At 33.2% G+C, this 18,747-nt stretch carries 15 protein-coding genes and 1 pseudogene; all 16 read left to right on the top strand.

What is annotated here, in order from left to right:
* Positions 1-3 precede the first annotated feature (3 nt).
* The 16 genes and pseudogenes from DWX65_RS03610 (at position 4) to DWX65_RS03535 (ending at position 18,744) form a co-directional block, all read left to right on the top strand.
* Positions 4-1,929, top strand: coding sequence for an ATP-dependent nuclease (locus DWX65_RS03610; RefSeq protein ID WP_118172810.1), 1,926 nt, complete (start codon positions 4-6; stop codon positions 1,927-1,929).
* Complete coding sequence (locus DWX65_RS03605) at positions 1,883-3,904, top strand: ATP-dependent helicase (RefSeq protein ID WP_118172809.1); 2,022 nt, start codon at positions 1,883-1,885, stop codon at positions 3,902-3,904. Before DWX65_RS03610 ends, DWX65_RS03605 begins: the two co-directional genes overlap by 47 nt.
* Before the next feature lie 151 nt (positions 3,905-4,055).
* Complete coding sequence (locus DWX65_RS03600; protein ID WP_158564692.1) at positions 4,056-4,361, top strand: hypothetical protein; 306 nt, start codon at positions 4,056-4,058, stop codon at positions 4,359-4,361.
* Positions 4,362-4,505: 144 nt separating this feature from the next.
* Positions 4,506-5,567 (top strand): Fic family protein, encoded by a 1,062-nt coding sequence (locus DWX65_RS03595; RefSeq protein WP_118172807.1) that lies wholly within the window; start codon positions 4,506-4,508, stop codon positions 5,565-5,567.
* A gap of 3 nt (positions 5,568-5,570) precedes the next feature.
* A complete protein-coding gene (locus tag DWX65_RS03590) occupies positions 5,571-7,073 on the top strand; it encodes a class I SAM-dependent DNA methyltransferase (protein ID WP_118172806.1) in 1,503 nt (500 codons plus the stop codon).
* Positions 7,074-7,077: 4 nt separating this feature from the next.
* The gene (locus tag DWX65_RS03585; protein WP_118172805.1) at positions 7,078-7,980 is read left to right on the top strand and encodes an AbiJ-NTD4 domain-containing protein; all 903 of its coding nucleotides are present in this window, start codon (positions 7,078-7,080) and stop codon (positions 7,978-7,980) included.
* Between the two features lie 45 nt (positions 7,981-8,025).
* Positions 8,026-9,165, top strand: a complete 1,140-nt coding sequence (locus tag DWX65_RS03580) for a restriction endonuclease subunit S (RefSeq protein ID WP_118172804.1) — start codon at positions 8,026-8,028, stop codon at positions 9,163-9,165.
* A 25-nt stretch (positions 9,166-9,190) separates the two neighbouring features.
* On the top strand, positions 9,191-9,688 hold the full coding sequence (locus DWX65_RS03575; RefSeq protein WP_118172803.1) for a hypothetical protein: 498 nt from the start codon (positions 9,191-9,193) through the stop codon (positions 9,686-9,688).
* A gap of 121 nt (positions 9,689-9,809) precedes the next feature.
* On the top strand, positions 9,810-10,181 hold the full coding sequence (locus DWX65_RS03570; RefSeq protein ID WP_199535029.1) for a hypothetical protein: 372 nt from the start codon (positions 9,810-9,812) through the stop codon (positions 10,179-10,181).
* A gap of 45 nt (positions 10,182-10,226) precedes the next feature.
* Complete coding sequence (gene xerA / locus DWX65_RS03565) at positions 10,227-11,195, top strand: site-specific tyrosine recombinase/integron integrase (RefSeq protein WP_118172802.1); 969 nt, start codon at positions 10,227-10,229, stop codon at positions 11,193-11,195.
* 37 nt (positions 11,196-11,232) lie between these two features.
* A complete protein-coding gene (locus tag DWX65_RS03560) occupies positions 11,233-12,342 on the top strand; it encodes a restriction endonuclease subunit S (RefSeq protein ID WP_118172801.1) in 1,110 nt (369 codons plus the stop codon).
* A 97-nt stretch (positions 12,343-12,439) separates the two neighbouring features.
* A complete protein-coding gene (locus DWX65_RS03555; RefSeq protein WP_118172800.1) occupies positions 12,440-15,784 on the top strand; it encodes a DEAD/DEAH box helicase family protein in 3,345 nt (1,114 codons plus the stop codon).
* Positions 15,785-16,029: 245 nt separating this feature from the next.
* Entirely contained in the window at positions 16,030-16,317 is a 288-nt protein-coding gene (locus tag DWX65_RS03550) for a type II toxin-antitoxin system RelB/DinJ family antitoxin (protein ID WP_118172915.1), read from the top strand.
* Entirely contained in the window at positions 16,307-16,621 is a 315-nt protein-coding gene (locus tag DWX65_RS03545; RefSeq protein WP_118172799.1) for a type II toxin-antitoxin system RelE/ParE family toxin, read from the top strand. Before DWX65_RS03550 ends, DWX65_RS03545 begins: the two co-directional genes overlap by 11 nt.
* A 114-nt stretch (positions 16,622-16,735) precedes the next feature.
* Positions 16,736-17,260, top strand: a pseudogene (locus tag DWX65_RS15665) (tyrosine-type recombinase/integrase); the annotation flags it as partial.
* Positions 17,261-17,364: 104 nt separating this feature from the next.
* On the top strand, positions 17,365-18,744 hold the full coding sequence (locus DWX65_RS03535) for a hypothetical protein (protein WP_118638829.1): 1,380 nt from the start codon (positions 17,365-17,367) through the stop codon (positions 18,742-18,744).
* The last annotated feature ends 3 nt before the right edge of the window (positions 18,745-18,747 follow it).

Below are 18,747 nucleotides of genomic sequence, written 5' to 3'. Positions count from 1 at the left end.
TATATGTATATTTCAGAATTGGAAATCGATGGATATAAAAACTGCAATAAGAAGTCCAAAATATCATTTAATCCAGGAATTAATATTCTAGTGGGAGAAAATGCATCTGGAAAAACAACGATTATTGATGCAATACGAATGATATTAAGGGATTCTGAACAAGGTTATATTACAGAAAATGATTTTTATAAATCATTTGAAAAAGATGATCAAAAAAGAAATATCTTAATAAATTTGAAAATGAAGAATTTAAGTCCAGAAGAAAAAATTACCTTTTTATCATGGTGTAATGCTGACTTTGAAGCAGAACTTCATTTAGAAATTGAGAAAGAACCAAATCAAAAAGGGTACTTTAAGAAAAGTATTTGGGGCGGCAAAGCAAAATCAAGTGCATTTGAAGAAGAAACATTTGATAATATAGATGCAATATATCTTCCGGCACTTAGAAATGCTGAGGAGAAACTTACAAATGGTAAAAAATCTAGACTTGCGTTGCTGTTAAAGCATCAATATAAGGATGATGATAGAAAAGAGCAATTGGTTGAGGCGTTTAGTGCTTTTAATCACTCTATTATAAAAAATAAGGATAGCAAGTATAGTGAGATTGAACAAGCTAAGACGGATATAAATACAGCGATAAAAGAATCTATGGGAACAGTATTTGGGCAAAGTGTAAATTTGCAGTTTTCGGAAAGTTCTTTTGCTTCAATTTTGCAAAATATTAAGATGGTCTTTTTTCCTCATATTGGGGAGATGGATGAAAAAAAGTTTCGTGATGTAGCAATAAATAGCCTTGGATATAATAATTTGCTTTATATAGCTACGGTATTTGCAGAGTTGGAAGTTGTAAATAAAAATCATAGTTTGTTTACTGTGTTATTGATAGAAGAACCTGAAGCACATTTGCATCCACAAATACAGTCAAAATTAATTAAGTATTTGCAAAAAATGGCAAGTGAAAAAGAAAACTTACAAATAGTTGTAACTACTCATTCAGCGGTAATAGCCGCTTCTGTTGGCATAGATGCTATTATACATATAAAAGGAATAGAGGATGGAATTTCATCAAAAAAAATTAGGGATTTTCAGTTGGAGGACAATATAAAAAAATATTTAAATAGATGGATGGATATTACAAAATCCACAATTCTATTCTCTAAGGGAGTAATCTTAGTAGAAGGTATATGTGAGGCAATGTTATTGCCAGCTTTGGCAACTATTGTATTAGCGGAATATAATCAAGGTAGAAATCAGAAACTACCAAATTCATTGGAAGAAGCTGGAGTCTCAGTAGTAAATGTAAATGGTATTAACTTTAAGTATTTCTTTCCATTGTTCTGCGATCCTGAAGGTTGGGATGATGAAAGGCTTCCAATTCGTTGTAGTGGGATTACAGACAAAGATCCAGAAACAATAGAAATAACTGATGCTGGGGGGAAAAAGATAAAGCGAAAAATATATCCGATTGAAACTGAAGAAATTAAAGGTGGAAATGAGGTAATTAGTTTAGCAACAAAGTTGGAGTTAACTAAACAAGCAAGATTATATGTCTCTCCTTTAAAAACTTTTGAATATGATTTTGCAATGTGTGGAAACTTTGCATTGATGGCTGAAGTAATAAGAGAAGGTTGGCAAAAAGGAGATGAAAGTAAGAGTGGTGTTAAGAATGAGTGTAAAATAATTAGTGAAAAAAAGAATAAATATGATGGGGATAATGAAAATAGAAGAAATGATGCGAAGTATATTTATGAACATATTGATAGCAATGAATTAGGAAAAGGTATTTTTTCGCAATTGTTATTAGAAAAGATAGAACAAGGGGAGAAAGTAAAGGTTCCTGATTATATTAAAAAAGCAATTATTTGGTCATGTGGAGGAGATTATGACGAAGGAAGAATGTCAAGAGAAAATAGCGAAAGTAATCTGTAAAAAATCAGAGGGGGTTACATGTGATGAATGCTTTAGAATGTCAAAGGGGACTATATGTGCTGGATTTGAAAAGTGTAGAATTTCTGAAAAAACAGTGGAACAATTAAACTATGTTTTGGCTTCAAAGAAAGATAATGCCTTTTTAAGTGCCTGTGCCGGAAGTGGAAAAACTGAAGTGGTGGGTATGAAAGCTGCATATGAGATAAAGCAGTGGAATGATAGAAATAAAGGAATTGCGGTTTTATCATTTACAAATGACGCAACGGAAGTAATCAAGAATAGAGTAAGTATGTTCGCTGGAAGGAATGGAACATATCCACATTATATTGGTACATTAAGTAGTTTTATTCATAGTTATATAGTACAGCCTTTTGCATATAAATTCGTTGGATATCGAGCTGAAAATTCGGATTGTTCATTACATATAGTTGAAGAAGGTGTACCTATATATTCAAGGCATTGGTTAAAGAATTATGAATGTTCAATTCCTTATTTAAGTTCTCGAAATAAGAGAAGTTCTATATATGCTCATCAAATTGGATTTGATTTTATAAAAAAAGATTTTTATTTTTATGTTGGAAATCGTTTAATTTGGCTTAAAGATTATTATCAGAGTAATAGTATCCAAGAGTATATATGTGAGCGTAGGGAAAAAAAACCACATTTTTGGGAATGGAACTATGTAAAAGAATGTTTTAGCAATTGTAAAAAGAAATTTTGGAAACAAGGTTTTGCGAATTTTGATGATTTAAATTTTTTAGCAGTTAGAATTCTTAAAAAAAATATAGGAACCGAAATTGCAAAGCGTTTTCCACTGATTCTTATTGATGAATGCCAAGATTTATCTGGGAATGAATTGGAGGTATTAAGACAGATACAAGAAAAGGGATGTTGTATACATTTAATTGGGGATTTGCATCAGAGCATTTATGATTTTAAAAGAGTAAATCCAGATATTATCGCAGAGTATATAAAAGATTTAAAAAAATATGAATTGAACAGCAATTTTAGAAGTTGCAAAGAAATAGTATCTTTTTCGGAAAAATTGATTGGCAAATCAAATAGTATTAGTGAAAACGTTGAAAGCAAATTTGGAAACCAGGCATTAGTATACGTTGAGTATAAAACGCCAGAAGAAGCTGTAGAAAAATATGCAAGTTTATTAGATAGAATGGGGTGTAAAACATATAAGAATAGGATATTGGTAAAACAAAATTCTTTGCGTAAACAATTAGAACGGTCTACTAAAAATGAGTTTGACACAAAAGAACCTCTTATTGTAGCAGTGCAGTTATGGAAAGAGAAAAATCAGAATAAGATGAGCTTAGCCTTAGAATTAGCAGGATTACAGGTTTCTAAGTGGTTTGGTGGTGGAAGAACAAAGAAAAATTACTATTGTCCGCAAGAAATAACTTCTGTTTTTGCTTGGCGTATCTATTTAATGAAAGTTTTGAATGATATTGAAAAATTGGAAATATTAATGGATTTTAACCAAACATATGGAAAATGGCATGAAAATGCAAGAAAAGAATTGAATAGAATTTTAGAAAGCCAATATGATATTATTGCAAATTATGATAAAGGAGATGCAAGAAAAATTGGAAATATAGTTAATGGGAATAATTTCAAGGTGAGTAGTGGCAATAAAGATGTGATAATCAATGACTTAGAAGGAAATTTTATTACTGACATTCCTATAATGACAATTCATGGAAGTAAGGGATGTACTTATGATACCACGTTAGTAATCTCTAGTGAGAATGCAAAAAGTGAAGGAGGACATTGGAAGTCTCATTGGATTGAAGGGAGTGGTGAGGAAAAGAGAATTGGTTATGTTGCTAGCACAAGGGCGAAATATCTTTTAGTGTGGGGAGTTCCTGAACTAAAGAAAAAAGATAGAGAACTTCTTGAAAATTATGGTTTTATATCTGTTGAAAAGGTAACATATAAGCTGGATGATCAGAAAAGTACTTAAGAGAATTCGATGGAACAGAGAACAATTACATTATCTACGATAATGATTTGATACAAAAATAAATAATATTGTAAACGGTAATAAAATTATTATAAAGAAGATATGTTTGGAAAAACGAAAATTTTGGCATAAAGACATTTGATGTGAAAATGTGACTGATAGGCTTACTGGGCGATGGATGCAGTTATTTCCACTACACGGTACTTATGATGTGATAGAAGCAGCTTTTGCAATGGCACTAGAAGATGATTTACTTCATAATAAGGCGGAATTTTCTAATGGCCTTGATTTACGGAATCGATATATTCATGATACGAATTCTCTAGATGAACAACAACAGCAGAATGACTACATTGTTTTATTAAAAATGTTCATAATTCTCGTAATCAAAATTAATGAAGAGTTTTGCCTACAGGATAAAATATCAAAGAATGGTGCTGACTTTTATGAAATATGATTACTTAGTCAAAATCAAGTTCAATTTAGTCATTTTTATACAAATGACTAAATTGAACTTGATTTTGACTAAGATTATATATATAATTCAATTAGGATATTTTTGTGAATGTGACGAAGTTGAACTTGAAATGAGGCAATTAAAATGAAACAATTCGATTATACGGAAAAATGGAAGAAATTGCTTACACCAGAAATTGTAAGTTATCTTACAACAATTCATGAGTACAAAGGTAAACAGTACTTGATTGCTGAACGTCACGCTGATGTGCTGGAAAATCTTGTTGAGATGGCAAAGATTCAAAGTACAGAGAGCTCTAATAAAATTGAAGGTATTTATACTTCTGAGGAACGTTTGAAAAAGATTGTTTTGGATAAGACAATGCCAAGGACAAGAAATGAGCGTGAGATAGCAGGATACAGGGATGTACTTAATACTATACACGAGAATTTTCAGCATATTCCGATTCGTGATACATTTATATTACAGCTTCATAGAGATTTATATAAATTTGAGAATGCTTCTAATGGAGGAAGATTCAAGACTTCTGATAATATTATTGAGGAAGAGGATGAAAAGGGTAATAAGTTTGTTAGATTCAGACCCTTACCTGCATGGGAAACTCCAGACGCAATTATAAATTTGTGTACAGCATATAATGAGGCAATTAACCAAGGCGAAGCAGACTCTCTTTTGTTAATATCGATGTTTATTATAGATTTCTTATGCATTCATCCATTTAATGATGGAAATGGAAGAATGAGTAGATTATTGACTTTATTATTGCTATATCAGAATGACTATATTGTTGGAAAATATATCAGCTTGGAAAAGCTAATAGAGCGAACAAAAGGCAGTTATTATGATGCTTTACAGGAAAGTTCGCAAGGATGGATGGAAGATGAGAACAATTACGAGCATTTTGTGAAATATATTTTGGGGATAATTACTGCGGCATATCGAGATTTTTTTGATAGAACCAAGATTGTTGAGGAAAAGAGAATACCTAAGCCAGATAGAATTGAAGAACTGATAAAGAATCACATAGGTACAATTACTAAGGCTGAGATTGTAAAAGTAGCGTCAGGAATAAGTACAACTACAGTACAGCGGACACTAACAGATTTGGTTAAGACAGGGAAGATAATAAAGATTGGAAATGGCCGCTATACAAAGTATAAGTGGAACTGGGATAAGGAGATTTAGAAAATGATTACAGGCGAATTAAAAAATAAAATAGACAGTTTATGGGAGATTTTCTGGACTGGAGGTCTAACAAATCCGTTAGATGTAATTGAGCAGATGACATATCTTATGTTCATTCACGATTTAGATGTGTCTGATAATACACATGCAAAAGAAAGTGCTCTGCTTGGTCTTCCATATGAAAGTGTATTTGCCGAGAAAGTAAAAATTGGTGAGAGGATTATTGATGGAACACAACTTAAGTGGTCTGTTTTCAGGGACTATCCGGCTGATAGAATGTATTCTGTAGTGCAGGAAATGGTATTCCCGTTTATTAAGAATCTGCATGCTAATAAAGATAGTGCCTTTTCAAAATATATGGATGATGCAATTTTTAAGCTTCCTACACCATTAATGCTTTCCAAGGTTGTAGATGCAATGGATGATTTATATACACAGATGGCAAAACTGAATGATTCAGATGCCAGAGGAGATGTATATGAGTACCTTCTTTCAAAGCTGGCTACAGCAGGGGTAAATGGTCAGTTTAGGACGCCTCGTCATATCATTAAAATGATGGTAGAACTCATGGATCCTAAAGCCGATGATGTAATCTGCGATCCGAGCTGCGGTACAGCAGGATTTCTGGTGGAAGCAGGAGAGTATCTGTGGGCTAATAAGAAAGATGAAATCTTCTATGATAAACAGAAAAAAGATCATTTTATGAATCATATGTTCCATGGTTATGATATGGATAGAACTATGCTTCGTATAGGAGCAATGAACATGATGAATCATAGAGTAGAAAGCCCATTTATTGAATACAGAGACAGTTTGTCCGATCAGAATCCAGATAAGGATAAATATTCGCTGATTCTTGCAAATCCACCTTTCAAGGGAAGCCTTGATGCAGACATTGTATCAGCAGATTTGTTAAAAGTGTGCAAAACAAAGAAAACAGAGCTTCTTTTTTTAGCATTGTTTGTTCGTATGCTTAAAGTTGGCGGTAGATGTGCCTGTATCGTTCCTGATGGAGTATTATTTGGTTCTTCCAAGGCTCATAAGGATATACGAAAAGAAATTGTGGAAAATCAGAGACTCGAAGCAGTTATCTCAATGCCTTCTGGTGTGTTCAAACCATATGCTGGAGTATCGACTGCCATTCTGATATTTACAAAGACAGAGCATGGTGGAACAGACAATGTATGGTTCTATGATATGCAGGCAGATGGATTTAGTCTGGATGACAAGCGGTCTTCAATTGCTGATAATGATATTCCGGATATTATTGAAAGATTCCGTAACCGTGATGCTGAGTTAGATAGAAAACGTACAGATAAGTCATTTATGGTGCCTAAGCAGGAAATCGTTGATAATGCGTATGACCTTAGTATTAACAAGTATAAAGAAGTGGAGTATGTACCTGTAGAGTATCCGCCTACATCTGAGATTATGGCTAATATTCGTGAGATTGAGATTGAGATTGGGAATGAGATGGAAGAGTTGGCAAGATTGTTAGGAGAATGAGATTATGGCGAAAGTAAGTAAACGAGGTGGATTTTCCGATAGAAATAAAATTAAACCGGAAAATACAGAGATTCAGTTAAAAGAGTTTGATAAGAGAACTAGAGTACAATTGCAAAATATGATTAGCCAGTTTTATAAGGAAATATATGGTGATGAATATTATGATGGAGAAAACATACAGGAATTTTTAAGATATGTTATCGGAACCATTTATTCGGAACCTGTGGATACTAGTCGGACTTATTATGAGAATGAAGTGTTTAAAATAATTAATAATACCATACAAGAGGATGATTATGATGACGTTTTGACTCTGATAGAAGCAATTATTCAGTATTGGGATTTGTATCTAAGAGATGTGAGAGGATATGACTATTATAATGCTTATGATAATAGTTATCGAAGCCGCTCTATTTATGAAATCGCCAATTCATATTTACAAAGAGAATATGTAGGATATAGATTCATAGATGAGCAACTTACACCAATAAGTGATGATTATGAGCTGGAAGCAGTAAAACAGGCATTGAATAATCCTTATTCGCCTGTATATGAGCATTTATCTAAAGCTAATAAGTTGCTTGGAGATAGAACAGCTCCTGATTATGAGAACTCTATCAAAGAAAGTATTAGTGCAGTTGAAGCGTTATGTGAAATACTTACTGGAATAACGGGGAAAGAGGCTTCATTGGGAAAGCTGTTAAAAAAATTAGAAGATAATGGTGTAGTAATTCATGCAGGAATGAAATCGGCTTTTAATATGCTCTATGGATATACATCGGATGCTAATGGAATAAGACATGCTGGCAATATTGGTGGACCATTATCAACATTTGAAGAAGCAAAATTTATGTTGGTGTCGTGTAGTGCTTTTGTGAATTATTTGATTGCAGTTAGTGCGAAATGATAGAATAGAAAGGAAGACAAATTCGGATTTGTTGGGATGATGTAGATGGCAAAATATAAACTGGGTGATGTTTGTGAGATTGTATCTGGCAGTACACCTAAAACAAATATAGAAGAATATTGGGATGGTGATATCAAGTGGATAACACCAGCAGAGATAAATGATGATACATACATCATTACGGATAGTATAAGAAAGATTACAGACTTAGGAGCTAAAAAAACAGGCTTATCTCTATTTCCAGAAGGAACAGTAATTCTTTCGTCAAGAGCTCCTATTGGGAAGGTTGCGATAGCTGGATGTGCAATGTGTTGTAATCAGGGCTTTAAGAACTTGATTTGTTCTGACAAAATATTAAATAAGTATTTGTATTGGTTCTTAAAAGGAAATACACCTTATCTTAATTCTCTTGGTAGGGGAGCGACGTTTAGGGAAATATCAAAATCTATTGTTGCACAGATAGAGATAAATGTCCCTGATATTGTGTATCAGAAAGAAGTAGTAGATATATTAGAAAAAATAAGTGAAGTAATAACTCGTAGAAAACGGGAATTATTTGCATTGGACAACCTCATCAAAGCCCGATTTGTCGAGATGTTTGGAAATTTGAAAATAACAACCACAGTAGCAAGATATATTGCAGAACTTAGGGGTGGTAAGAGTTTGGCTGGAAATGAAAAATGTAAGAATAAAGTATTGAAAACAGGTGCAGCAACATTCGGATGGTTTGATCCTGAACAGTATAAATATTTGCCAACGGATTATGAGCCACTGGCAGAACATAAGGTTGAAGCTGGCGATGTAATTATTAGTAGAATGAACACCCCGGAACTTGTGGGTGCCTGCTCGTATGTATTTGAAGCACCGGAAGATATGTATTATCCGGACAGACTTTGGAAAGTAATTGCAAAAGCAGATACCAATCCAATTTTCTTATGGCAACTGTTGTGGGATAGAGAAATCAGGCGCCAGATTAAAGAAAAATCTGGTGGAACAAGCGGTACGATGCACAATATTTCCAAATCGAAGCTATTAGAGATTAAATGCATTGATGCACCAATAGAATTACAAAATCAGTTCGCCGACTTCGTCAAACAAGTCGACAAATCAAAAGTTGCTGTGCAAAAAGCATTAGACGAAACACAAATGCTGTTTGACAGTTTGATGCAGAAATATTTTATGTAATACAAGTATTAGGAAGGTGAAGTAAATGAATATAATAAATGATTTTTTCAAAGGAGGTGGAACATACAATAAAGTTTCTTTTGCAATTGGAGTATTATCTTTGATATTTAGTGTTATCAGTTATTATTCGGCAAATAAAGCAAAGGCTAATGCATCGAATGCAGCTGACATGGCAAAGCAAGTATCAGGAAAATTAGATATACTTGAAAACCAATTAGCATATACCAATAAACTAAAAAATGAATATGAGCAGTTGCTTAAATCTGCTCAAAACTATATGGGAAATAGTAAAGATAAAATCAGTAAGTACATTTCATTACTAAATCGTATAAAAAATAGTCGAGCTTGTTTGATTAATAGAGATGAAATAGAAGAAGCAATTAGCAATTTAAATAAGTTGATGATGAAAGGTTCGATTATAAGTGGGGATGAATCGGCAATTGGTATTGCAAATGGACTAGTCGAATCTTTTATTGAATCACTGGGTTTCATAATAGTAGATGAAGATGTAAGTGAGATATAGCTTTTGCTTATTACAAATTTAGAAAATCAAAAAGTTGAAATGATAGGAGAATGCTATAAAAGAATAAGATTTATTTTTTACTTGCAGCCTAATCGAATATATTTCTTGAAAAACGAAAAATATTCGTGCTGATGTAGTGAATAAACTTGGAAAGACTAGAATTAGCAAGATTTATGAATTTTCTGATGTATATCATTGCGATAATATCGACAGCGTTAGTGATGAGTTTATTGCGGATGCAAATATTCGCATGGGAGAATTTGATAATGTGTCTGATTGTGGTTATGCATTGCCTTCATATTGGAATATAGGTAAGGTGTACAAACGCCTTATAAAAATGGTTGCAGATGATGAAAAAATTGAAATTGTTGATGCATTGATAAAAGTGTACAGTTCGTTTATCAGTTCGAAGATAGATGATTACAATAGCAGTGTTTATTATGAAAATCCAAATTACATTTTTGAATGCTATAAGGAAAATAAGATATTATAAAGAATATGGTTGTAGGATGTTGGTATCAGATGAGGAGAAACCAACATGGAAGAAAAAATTGTAACAGTATTGAATGAAATGTCAGAGTATTTATCAATTACTCAGATGAAAAAACTGCAAGAGGTTATTATTAAAACATTTGCCGAAAATGAAGCGTCAAAAGTGAATATAAAGAATGAAGACTTTTTGAATATGTTTTTATCAGCGAAGAGAATTGAAGGATGTTCAGAGAGAACGATTAATTATTATAGGGTAACAGTACTACATTTATTATCGTGTACTGAGAAAAATGTTCGAAAGATTACAACCGAGGAAATGCGGGAGTATTTATCAAATTATCAAAAGCGAAATAATTGTTCTAATGTTACGATTGATAATGTGCGTAGAAATATTTCAAGCTTCTTTTCATGGCTGGAAGAGGAAGATTATATCTTAAAAAGTCCAATGAAAAGAATACATAAAATCAAAACGAAAAAGATTGTTAAGAATACCATCTCGGATGAAGAAATTGAAAAACTGCGTGACAACTGTAAGGAAAAAAGAGATTTGGCTATGATTGATTTATTGTATTCGACCGGAATCAGGGTTGGAGAATTGGTCAATCTTAACATAGATGATATAAATTTTGAAGGTAGAGAATGTATTGTTTATGGAAAAGGTGATAAAGAGCGGCGAGTATATTTCGATGCAAAGACCAAAGTTCATTTAAAACAATATCTTGAAACTAGGCTTGATCATAATGAGGCTTTATTTGTGACTTTGGACGCCCCACATGAGAGATTAAAAATTAGCGGTGTTGAGATACGTTTACGAAACATTGGAAGAACTTTAAACCTTGAAAGAATTCATCCGCATAAGTTTCGAAGAACAATGGCAACCAGAGCAATTGATAAAGGAATGCCAATAGAACAGGTACAAAGACTGTTAGGTCATTCGCAAATAGATACTACCATGCAATATGCAATGGTGAATCAAAATAATGTTAAAACATCTCATCAAAAATATATAGCGTAATTTATAATATAAATTCGGATTTGTTGGGATGATGTAGATGGAAATGATGATGAGAGAACTTGGTGAGATTATTACTGGAAATACGCCAAGTAAAAATAATGAAGAGTTCTGGAATTCGGAAGACATATACTTTATTAAGCCAGATATTATTGCGGATGGTGAGGTAAATGAAATATGTGAAGCAAACGAGTATATTTCAGAAGAAGCAAGAAAAAAAGCGAGAATTGTTTCAAAAAATGCAATATTTATAACTTGCATTGGCAGTATTGGTAAGATTGGAATTGCTGTAGAGGGAGAATATGCGTTTAATCAACAGATAAATGTAATTATTCCAAATAAAAAAGTGCAACCAAAGTATTTGGCTTACAACTTGCTGTTTAACAAACCAAGACTAATTGCAGTAGCAAATGCACCTGTGGTACCAATAATTAACAAAAGTCAGTTTGCTAATTTCACTATAAATATAGATATGGACACTGATAGGCAGGCTGAGGTTGTAGAAGTGTTGGATAAATTAACAAATGTTATTAAATTACGTGAGCAAGAGCTACAGCTATTAGATAACCTCATAAAAGCCCGATTTGTCGAGATGTTTGGTGATCCAATTAAGAATACAAAAGGATGGGAAGTTGTTACTATTGGAGATATAGTTACAGAAGTAAGATATGGAACAAGTAAGCCTGCTGTTGAAGGTGGAAAGTATCCATATATAAGAATGAATAATCTTACTTCTGATGGACATTTGGATTTGAAAGATTTGAAATATATTGATATTCCGGATAATGAGATAGAAAAATGTGTTGTTAGAAAAGGTGATGTATTATTTAACAGGACTAATAGTATAGAACTAGTTGGAAAAACAGCAGTATTTGATTTGCCAGATGATATGGTTATTGGGGGATATATTATTCGTGTAAGACTAAATGAAAGAATATTGCCAGAAGTTCTTTCACAATATATGAATCTTGAAGCATTAAAAGATATATTGCGTTCTATGGCAAAGGGAGCTGTAAATCAAGCTAATATTAACGCACAGGAATTGCAGGATATTAAGGTTTATATACCTGACATGGGGGTGCAAACGGAATTTGTAGAAATTGTCAAACAAGTCGACAAATCAAAAGTTGCCGTGCTAAAAATATTTTAAAATTAGCACTTTAGTGATATTATATAGTAAATTAGAACAAGTAAATAAAATAATAAATATTTATAGGTCATGGAAAATTATGTTAGGGGGTAATAGTATGGTAACAAACTTTGATTATCTAAAAGCAGAACCTAAATTTTCAAGATTTGCGGATGTTGCTATTTCAGCTGAAAAAATTATTCTTATGGATCCAGAGGCAAGCATAATTAACAGTCGCCGTGCAATGGAATTTGCAATCAAGTGGATGTATTCTGTTGATTCTGAATTAGAGATGCCATATCAGGACAATTTACAAAGTTTGATGAATGCTGAAGAATATAGACAGATTGTTGGACCTGATTTGTGGAAACGTATGGATTATATTCGACGTTGTGGAAATAGTGTGGCTCATAGCAATAGAAAACTTGGAAGAGACGAGGCGATGCTTTGTCTTGAAAATCTCTTTATTTATCTTGATTATATTGCATATTGCTATTCTGATAAATATGAAGAGCATGCATTTAATAAAGCTATTATTGACTCAAGAGTTGAGAAAGCAAAAGAATCGAGAGAGGCTGTAAGTGCAACAAGAGAAAAATTAGCAAAAGAACAGGAGAAGGCTGCACAACAGGAACTGGATTTACAGAAACTAATTGCGGAAAACGCTTCATTGAAAGAAGAGTTGTCCGCTCGGAGACAGGAACAACAGCAGACATATGTTCCAAAGCCATTAGACTTATCTGAGTATAAAACAAGAAAACTTTATATCGATGCGATGCTTATGGATGCAGGCTGGAAGGAAGGTATAGACTGGATAAATGAGGTTGAACTTCCGGGAATGCCAAATAAATCAGAAATTGGTCGTGCAGATTATGTACTTTATGATGATGCTAGTCGTCCACTTGCTATTATAGAGGCAAAGCGAACTTGTGTAGATGTTTCAAAAGGAAGACAGCAGGCAAAATTATATGCAGATATTTTAGAAGAAAAGTATAAGAGAAGACCGGTGATTTTTCTGACAAATGGATTCGAGACGCATATTATTGATGGCCAGTATCCGGAAAGAAAATGTGCAGCAATATATTCAAAACGAGATTTGGAAAAGTGGTTTAATTTATTAACCATGCGGACAAGTCTTAAGCATGTGATGGTAGATAAAAAAATTGCGGGACGTTATTATCAGGAAGCGGCAATTAAAGCGGTATGTAATAGTTTTGATGAAAAAAATCGTAGAAAAGCGCTTCTTGTCATGGCAACAGGTTCGGGAAAGACAAGAACGGTAATAGCTTTATGCGATATTTTACTAAAGTCAGGATGGGTAAAAAATATTCTTTTCTTAGCGGATAGAAATTCACTTGTAACACAGGCAAAAAGAAGCTTTGTAAATATGCTTCCGAATTTGTCATGCACAAATTTAGTAGAAGAGAAAGATAATTATAATGCGCATTGCGTTTTCTCAACATATCAGACAATGATGAACTGCATTGATACGGTAAATGATAATATTGGAAAACTTTTTACCTGTGGACATTTTGATCTTGTTATATGTGACGAGGCGCATAGATCAATTTACAATAAATATAAAGATATTTTTGCGTATTTTGATGCTCCATTGGTTGGACTTACGGCAACACCTAAAGACGAAATTGATAAGAATACATATGGAGTGTTTGAATTGGAAAATGGTGTGCCTACATATGGATATGATTTGGCACAAGCGGTAAAAGATGGTTATCTAGTTGATTATATATCAGTCGAGTCAAAGCTTAAATTCATAGAGCAGGGAATAGTCTATGATGAATTGTCAGAGGAAGACAAGGAAGCCTATGAGGAAACTTTTGAGGACGAATATGGGGATATACCGGAGGCAATTGAATCATCGGCATTGAATACCTGGATATTTAATGAGGATACAATAAAGCAGGTACTGAATATTTTAATGACTGAAGGGATAAAAATTGATTATGGTCAAAGTCTTGGAAAGACTATTATTTTTGCAAAGAATCATAAACATGCAGAAAAAATATTAGAAGTATTCAATAAGGAATATCCACATCTTCCTAATTTCGCGAAAGTAATTGATAATTACATGACTTATGCACAGAGTGCGATTGATGAATTTGCAGACCCTAAAAAAATGCCTCAGATAGCAATTTCAGTGGACATGCTGGATACTGGTATTGATGTACCAGAAGTAGTGAATCTTGTGTTCTTTAAAAAGGTTATGAGTAAAGCAAAATTTTGGCAGATGATTGGGCGTGGCACAAGATTATGTCCGGGACTCATTGATGGAGAAGATAAACAGAAATTTTATATTTTTGATTTTTGTGGAAACTTTGAATTCTTTCGTATGAATAAGGGAAAGGCTTCTGCAAATATGATAGCACTTCAAGGAGCAATTTTTAATCTTAAATTTGAAATATCATATAAACTTCAGGATATTGCATTTCAAAATGAAAGATTAATAGCATATAGAAATGCTTTGGTTCAGCAGATGAGTGAAAAAGTGAAAGAATTACCGAGAGATAATTTTGCAGTCCGTCAACATTTAAAATATATTGATTTATATTCAACAGAAGCCAATTATCAGACGATTACATATGAAGATACATTGGTTGTACGTGAGGAGGTTGCGCCACTTATTTTACCGGATGGTGATGAGGTGAATGCAATTCGATTTGATGCACTTATGTATGGAATAGAACTTGCATATTTAGTAGGAAAGAAATATACAAAGGCTCGCAGTGATCTTTATAAAAAAGTAGCAGGAATTGCAAGCGTAGCAAATATTCCGGAAATTCAAGTACAAGCTGACTTTATTAATAAAATTTTAAATACGGATTATGTTGAGCAGGCAGGAATTGCTGAATTTGAAGAAATCCGAGAAAGACTTCGCAATTTGATAAAATATATTCCAAAGAATATTGTGCGTTATGACACAAATTTTGAGGATGATTTACTCTCAATAGAGTGGAAGGATTCTGAGCTGGAGAATGATGAACTGAAAAATTATAAAGCAAAAGCTGAATATTATATTAGACAACATCAAGACAATATTGCTATTGCAAAGCTTAAGACAAACCAGCCATTGACAGCAACTGATATTGAAACATTAGAAGAAATATTATGGCGAGAAGTAGGTACAAAGCAGGATTATGAGAATGAATTTGGCACAAAACCATTAGGCGAATTTGTTCGTGAAATTGTCGGACTTGACATGAATGCGGCAAAGGAAGCATTTTCAGAGTATTTAACAAATACCAGTCTTAATAGTAGACAAATTTATTTTGTAAATCAAATAGTAGAGTATATTGTTCACAATGGAATGCTGAAGGATTTTTCTGTTCTACAGGAATCACCATTTACCGACCAGGGAAGTGTAGTGGAAATATTCACTGACATATCAGTATGGTTGGGAATAAAGAAGGTTATTGATACTATAAATGCAAATGCAGTAGCGTAGAAGGGCGGTTACAGAGTGGATAAAATAATAATATATTAAAAAGGTAGTGAGTTGAAGGATGACAAATGAAGAAAAGGGAATATTAGGGGAAAATATGTTTCAAAAAAGATAAAAGAAGTAATTAGGATCCTTGGAAAAGATATTAAATTGTATGGACCGATATATGTAAAAACAATACAAATGCATTGAAATAGAAATGATTTAGCATTATAATGAAGAAAACAGATGGAAGCGAGGTGTTGAATATGGCTAGTACAATTCAGGTTAGAGTAGAAGATGAGTTAAAGAGTAAATCAGATGCACTATTTAAAGATTTGGGCACAGATACAACAACAGCAATTAGAATGTTTTTAACACAGGCTGTTGCGGCAAATGGATTTCCTTTTGAAATAAAAAGACAGGTAGAATCAAATCCATATGCACCGATGACTGAGAACGAGATGCTTGCAAAATTGAAAAAGTCCAGAGAACAGGGGGTATTCAGGGAAGCAGATTGTGTGATTTCTGATATGAGGTCAAAGTATGGATTATAAGATTGTTTTGATGAAGGATGCGGAGGAGGATCTTGATAGATTCATCACATATCTTTTGATTGAAAAGAAAAGTGAGCAGGCTGCAAGAAATTTATTAAATGATTTTGAAGCAACAAAAATAAGTCTGTCAAATGTTGCAGGGAGCCTGAAACTTTGTGATAATCTCAAACTAAGAGAATTAGGATATCGAAGAATCAATTTTTTATCGCATCGATATTTTATGCTTTATCGTATTGAAAACGATACTGTTTATGTGGACAATATTTTTCATGAATTGCAAGACTATGAAAATAAAATGAATTAAATGTTTGAATACAAAATCCTACCCATTGGGGTCGTCTCTTAATTTTGAACATGAGTTAGGAGATAGCTTGGATGGGTGGGATTTTTCTATGAGGAAAGTTATCTGTAAGAGTGATATATGTTGCAGAGAACATCGGATATGCGATATATCATAAAAACCACAAAAAGAGATGCCAGAACAAGAGTATTGCCAATCACAGAGGAGGTGGCACAGATGTTTCAGGCAATCATTGAGGACAGAAATGCACCGAAAGTAGAGAAATCCATAGACGGATATAGCGGATTCCTGTTTTATGATGATAATGGAATGCCACTTGTGGCAATGCATTGGCAATACCGATTCAATCATATGGTCGGCAGATACAATGATATCTACCGGGTGTAGATGCAAAATATCACGCCACATGTGTGACGACACACCTATTGTTCAAATATGGCAAAATCGGCAATGAATTCAAAGACGTTACAGTACTTCATGGGGCATTCGGATATATCGGTCATAATGAATTGGTACACACATATCGGATTCGATGATGCAGAGGAAGAATTGAAACGAATGGAAGAGTTTAGGAAGGTGCAGGCAGAGGTTGAGCAGAAGAAGGAAAAACCGATGTCACAGAAAATGTTCAAGGCAGTTTAATATGGAAGTGGGATGACGTTCTGGCTTAGGCCGGGGCGTTATTTTTGTGGAAAAAGTTGGTGATTGAAGTTATAATTATAAATTGGAAAGGATGTGACCTATTTATGGAAGTAAATATGATAATTCTTCCCAAGAATAATAGTGATATCAATTTGGGAATGAAAAAACAGATAAAACAGCTTTTTGAAAATTTGTTTAATAATGTAAATGATTCTTCTTTTGAGATAAATTTAGATAATAATGTGAAAATTGAATATAAGATATCTTCAAAAGAAAAAAATATGGTCTTTCTTAAATTGAGTTGTAATGAGACACCAGCTAGAGCCGCAAAATATCTTGATAGTGTAACTAATAGGCTTATTCAAGGTGAACATAGGAAAACATGGAATATTGTAATTTCATATGATGAGGTATCTCAGTTATACTGCTGTAAGTTAATGCCATTATTTGGTATATTTGAAAGACGAATACGAGAATTAGTTTATATAACAATAATCAAAATATTTGGGGTTGAGTGGTATGATAATTCTTTTAGTAAAAGTTTACAGGATGCAATGAAGGGAAAGGGAAACAAAACGAAAATGGTTGAAAGTGCTTTGAATGAGTTGACTTATGAACAACTTAAAGAGTATTTGTTTACGCCATTTTGTGGAAGAAATATTTCAGAAGTATTGGAACAAGAATTATCTGAGTCAAGCGTAGAAGACTTGTCAAAAGAAGAAATTTTAGATATTGTAAATCAATGCAGAAGCGAATCTTTATGGAATCGTTTCTTTTCGGAGTATAAACAGTTTAGGAATATTAAAGAAAAGATTGATGAGCTACAACCACATAGAAATACGGTAATGCATAATAAGAGAATGACGCAGAATGAATATGAAAAGGTAAGAAAATCACTGAAAAACATTAATAAATTATTAGTGGAAGCAATAAATGTTCTAGAGAAAGATATTTATACAGAAACAAAATTAGTAGATGTAGTATCTGCATTAGGAAATATGCTTGTTAAAGTGTTGGGTGAATCAATTCCAAGATGGATTGAAAAGATGAAACCAGCGTTATCAACCTTGGGAGAATTGGTTATTAAGTCAGCAGTTCCTAAAATTGATGTATCAAGTGTAATTCCTTCTTTGGAGATTGGAAATGCAATGAGTGCTCAGATGGAACAGATTAGAAAACAATATCAGGTTATGGGAAATATTGCAGGACAGGTGAATTTTGCAAAAAGACTTGAAAATGCAGGTAATCAAATGGCTATAGCGGCTGCAAAGCAAAGTGCAATATATAATAATTCTATGTTGTCCCAAATGGGTAATTTATCTCAAATAAGTAAAATAGCTTATACTCCGGCAATGGATGTAGCAAGAGAGTTATCTGAACGAAATCAACGATTTGCAAATTCGCTTGGTATAAACGGAATGTTAGGAGAGACGGTAGATACAGGTAAAGAAGACGATGACAAAGAAAAAGATAAAAATCCTTAGTAG

This window comes from Roseburia sp. AF20-18LB (genome assembly GCF_003461185.1).
Classification (GTDB): Bacteria; Bacillota; Clostridia; order Lachnospirales; family Lachnospiraceae; genus Roseburia_C; species Roseburia_C amylophila.
The sequence above is the reverse complement of the archived record's forward strand: the minus strand, read 5'-3'. Positions and strand labels throughout refer to the sequence as shown.

Bases quoted from the DNA above. Each gene is read 5' to 3' on its own strand.
- DWX65_RS03610 (WP_118172810.1), top strand. From the start codon at position 4: ATGTATATTTCAGAATTGGAAATCGATGGATATAAAAACTGCAATAAG.
- DWX65_RS03605 (WP_118172809.1), top strand. From the start codon at position 1,883: ATGACGAAGGAAGAATGTCAAGAGAAAATAGCGAAAGTAATCTGTAAA.
- DWX65_RS03595 (WP_118172807.1), top strand. From the start codon at position 4,506: ATGAAACAATTCGATTATACGGAAAAATGGAAGAAATTGCTTACACCA.
- DWX65_RS03590 (WP_118172806.1), top strand. From the start codon at position 5,571: ATGATTACAGGCGAATTAAAAAATAAAATAGACAGTTTATGGGAGATT.
- DWX65_RS03585 (WP_118172805.1), top strand. From the start codon at position 7,078: ATGGCGAAAGTAAGTAAACGAGGTGGATTTTCCGATAGAAATAAAATT.
- DWX65_RS03580 (WP_118172804.1), top strand. From the start codon at position 8,026: ATGGCAAAATATAAACTGGGTGATGTTTGTGAGATTGTATCTGGCAGT.
- DWX65_RS03575 (WP_118172803.1), top strand. From the start codon at position 9,191: ATGAATATAATAAATGATTTTTTCAAAGGAGGTGGAACATACAATAAA.
- xerA (WP_118172802.1), top strand. From the start codon at position 10,227: ATGGAAGAAAAAATTGTAACAGTATTGAATGAAATGTCAGAGTATTTA.
- DWX65_RS03560 (WP_118172801.1), top strand. From the start codon at position 11,233: ATGGAAATGATGATGAGAGAACTTGGTGAGATTATTACTGGAAATACG.
- DWX65_RS03555 (WP_118172800.1), top strand. From the start codon at position 12,440: ATGGTAACAAACTTTGATTATCTAAAAGCAGAACCTAAATTTTCAAGA.
- DWX65_RS03550 (WP_118172915.1), top strand. From the start codon at position 16,030: ATGGCTAGTACAATTCAGGTTAGAGTAGAAGATGAGTTAAAGAGTAAA.
- DWX65_RS03545 (WP_118172799.1), top strand. From the start codon at position 16,307: ATGGATTATAAGATTGTTTTGATGAAGGATGCGGAGGAGGATCTTGAT.
- DWX65_RS03535 (WP_118638829.1), top strand. From the start codon at position 17,365: ATGGAAGTAAATATGATAATTCTTCCCAAGAATAATAGTGATATCAAT.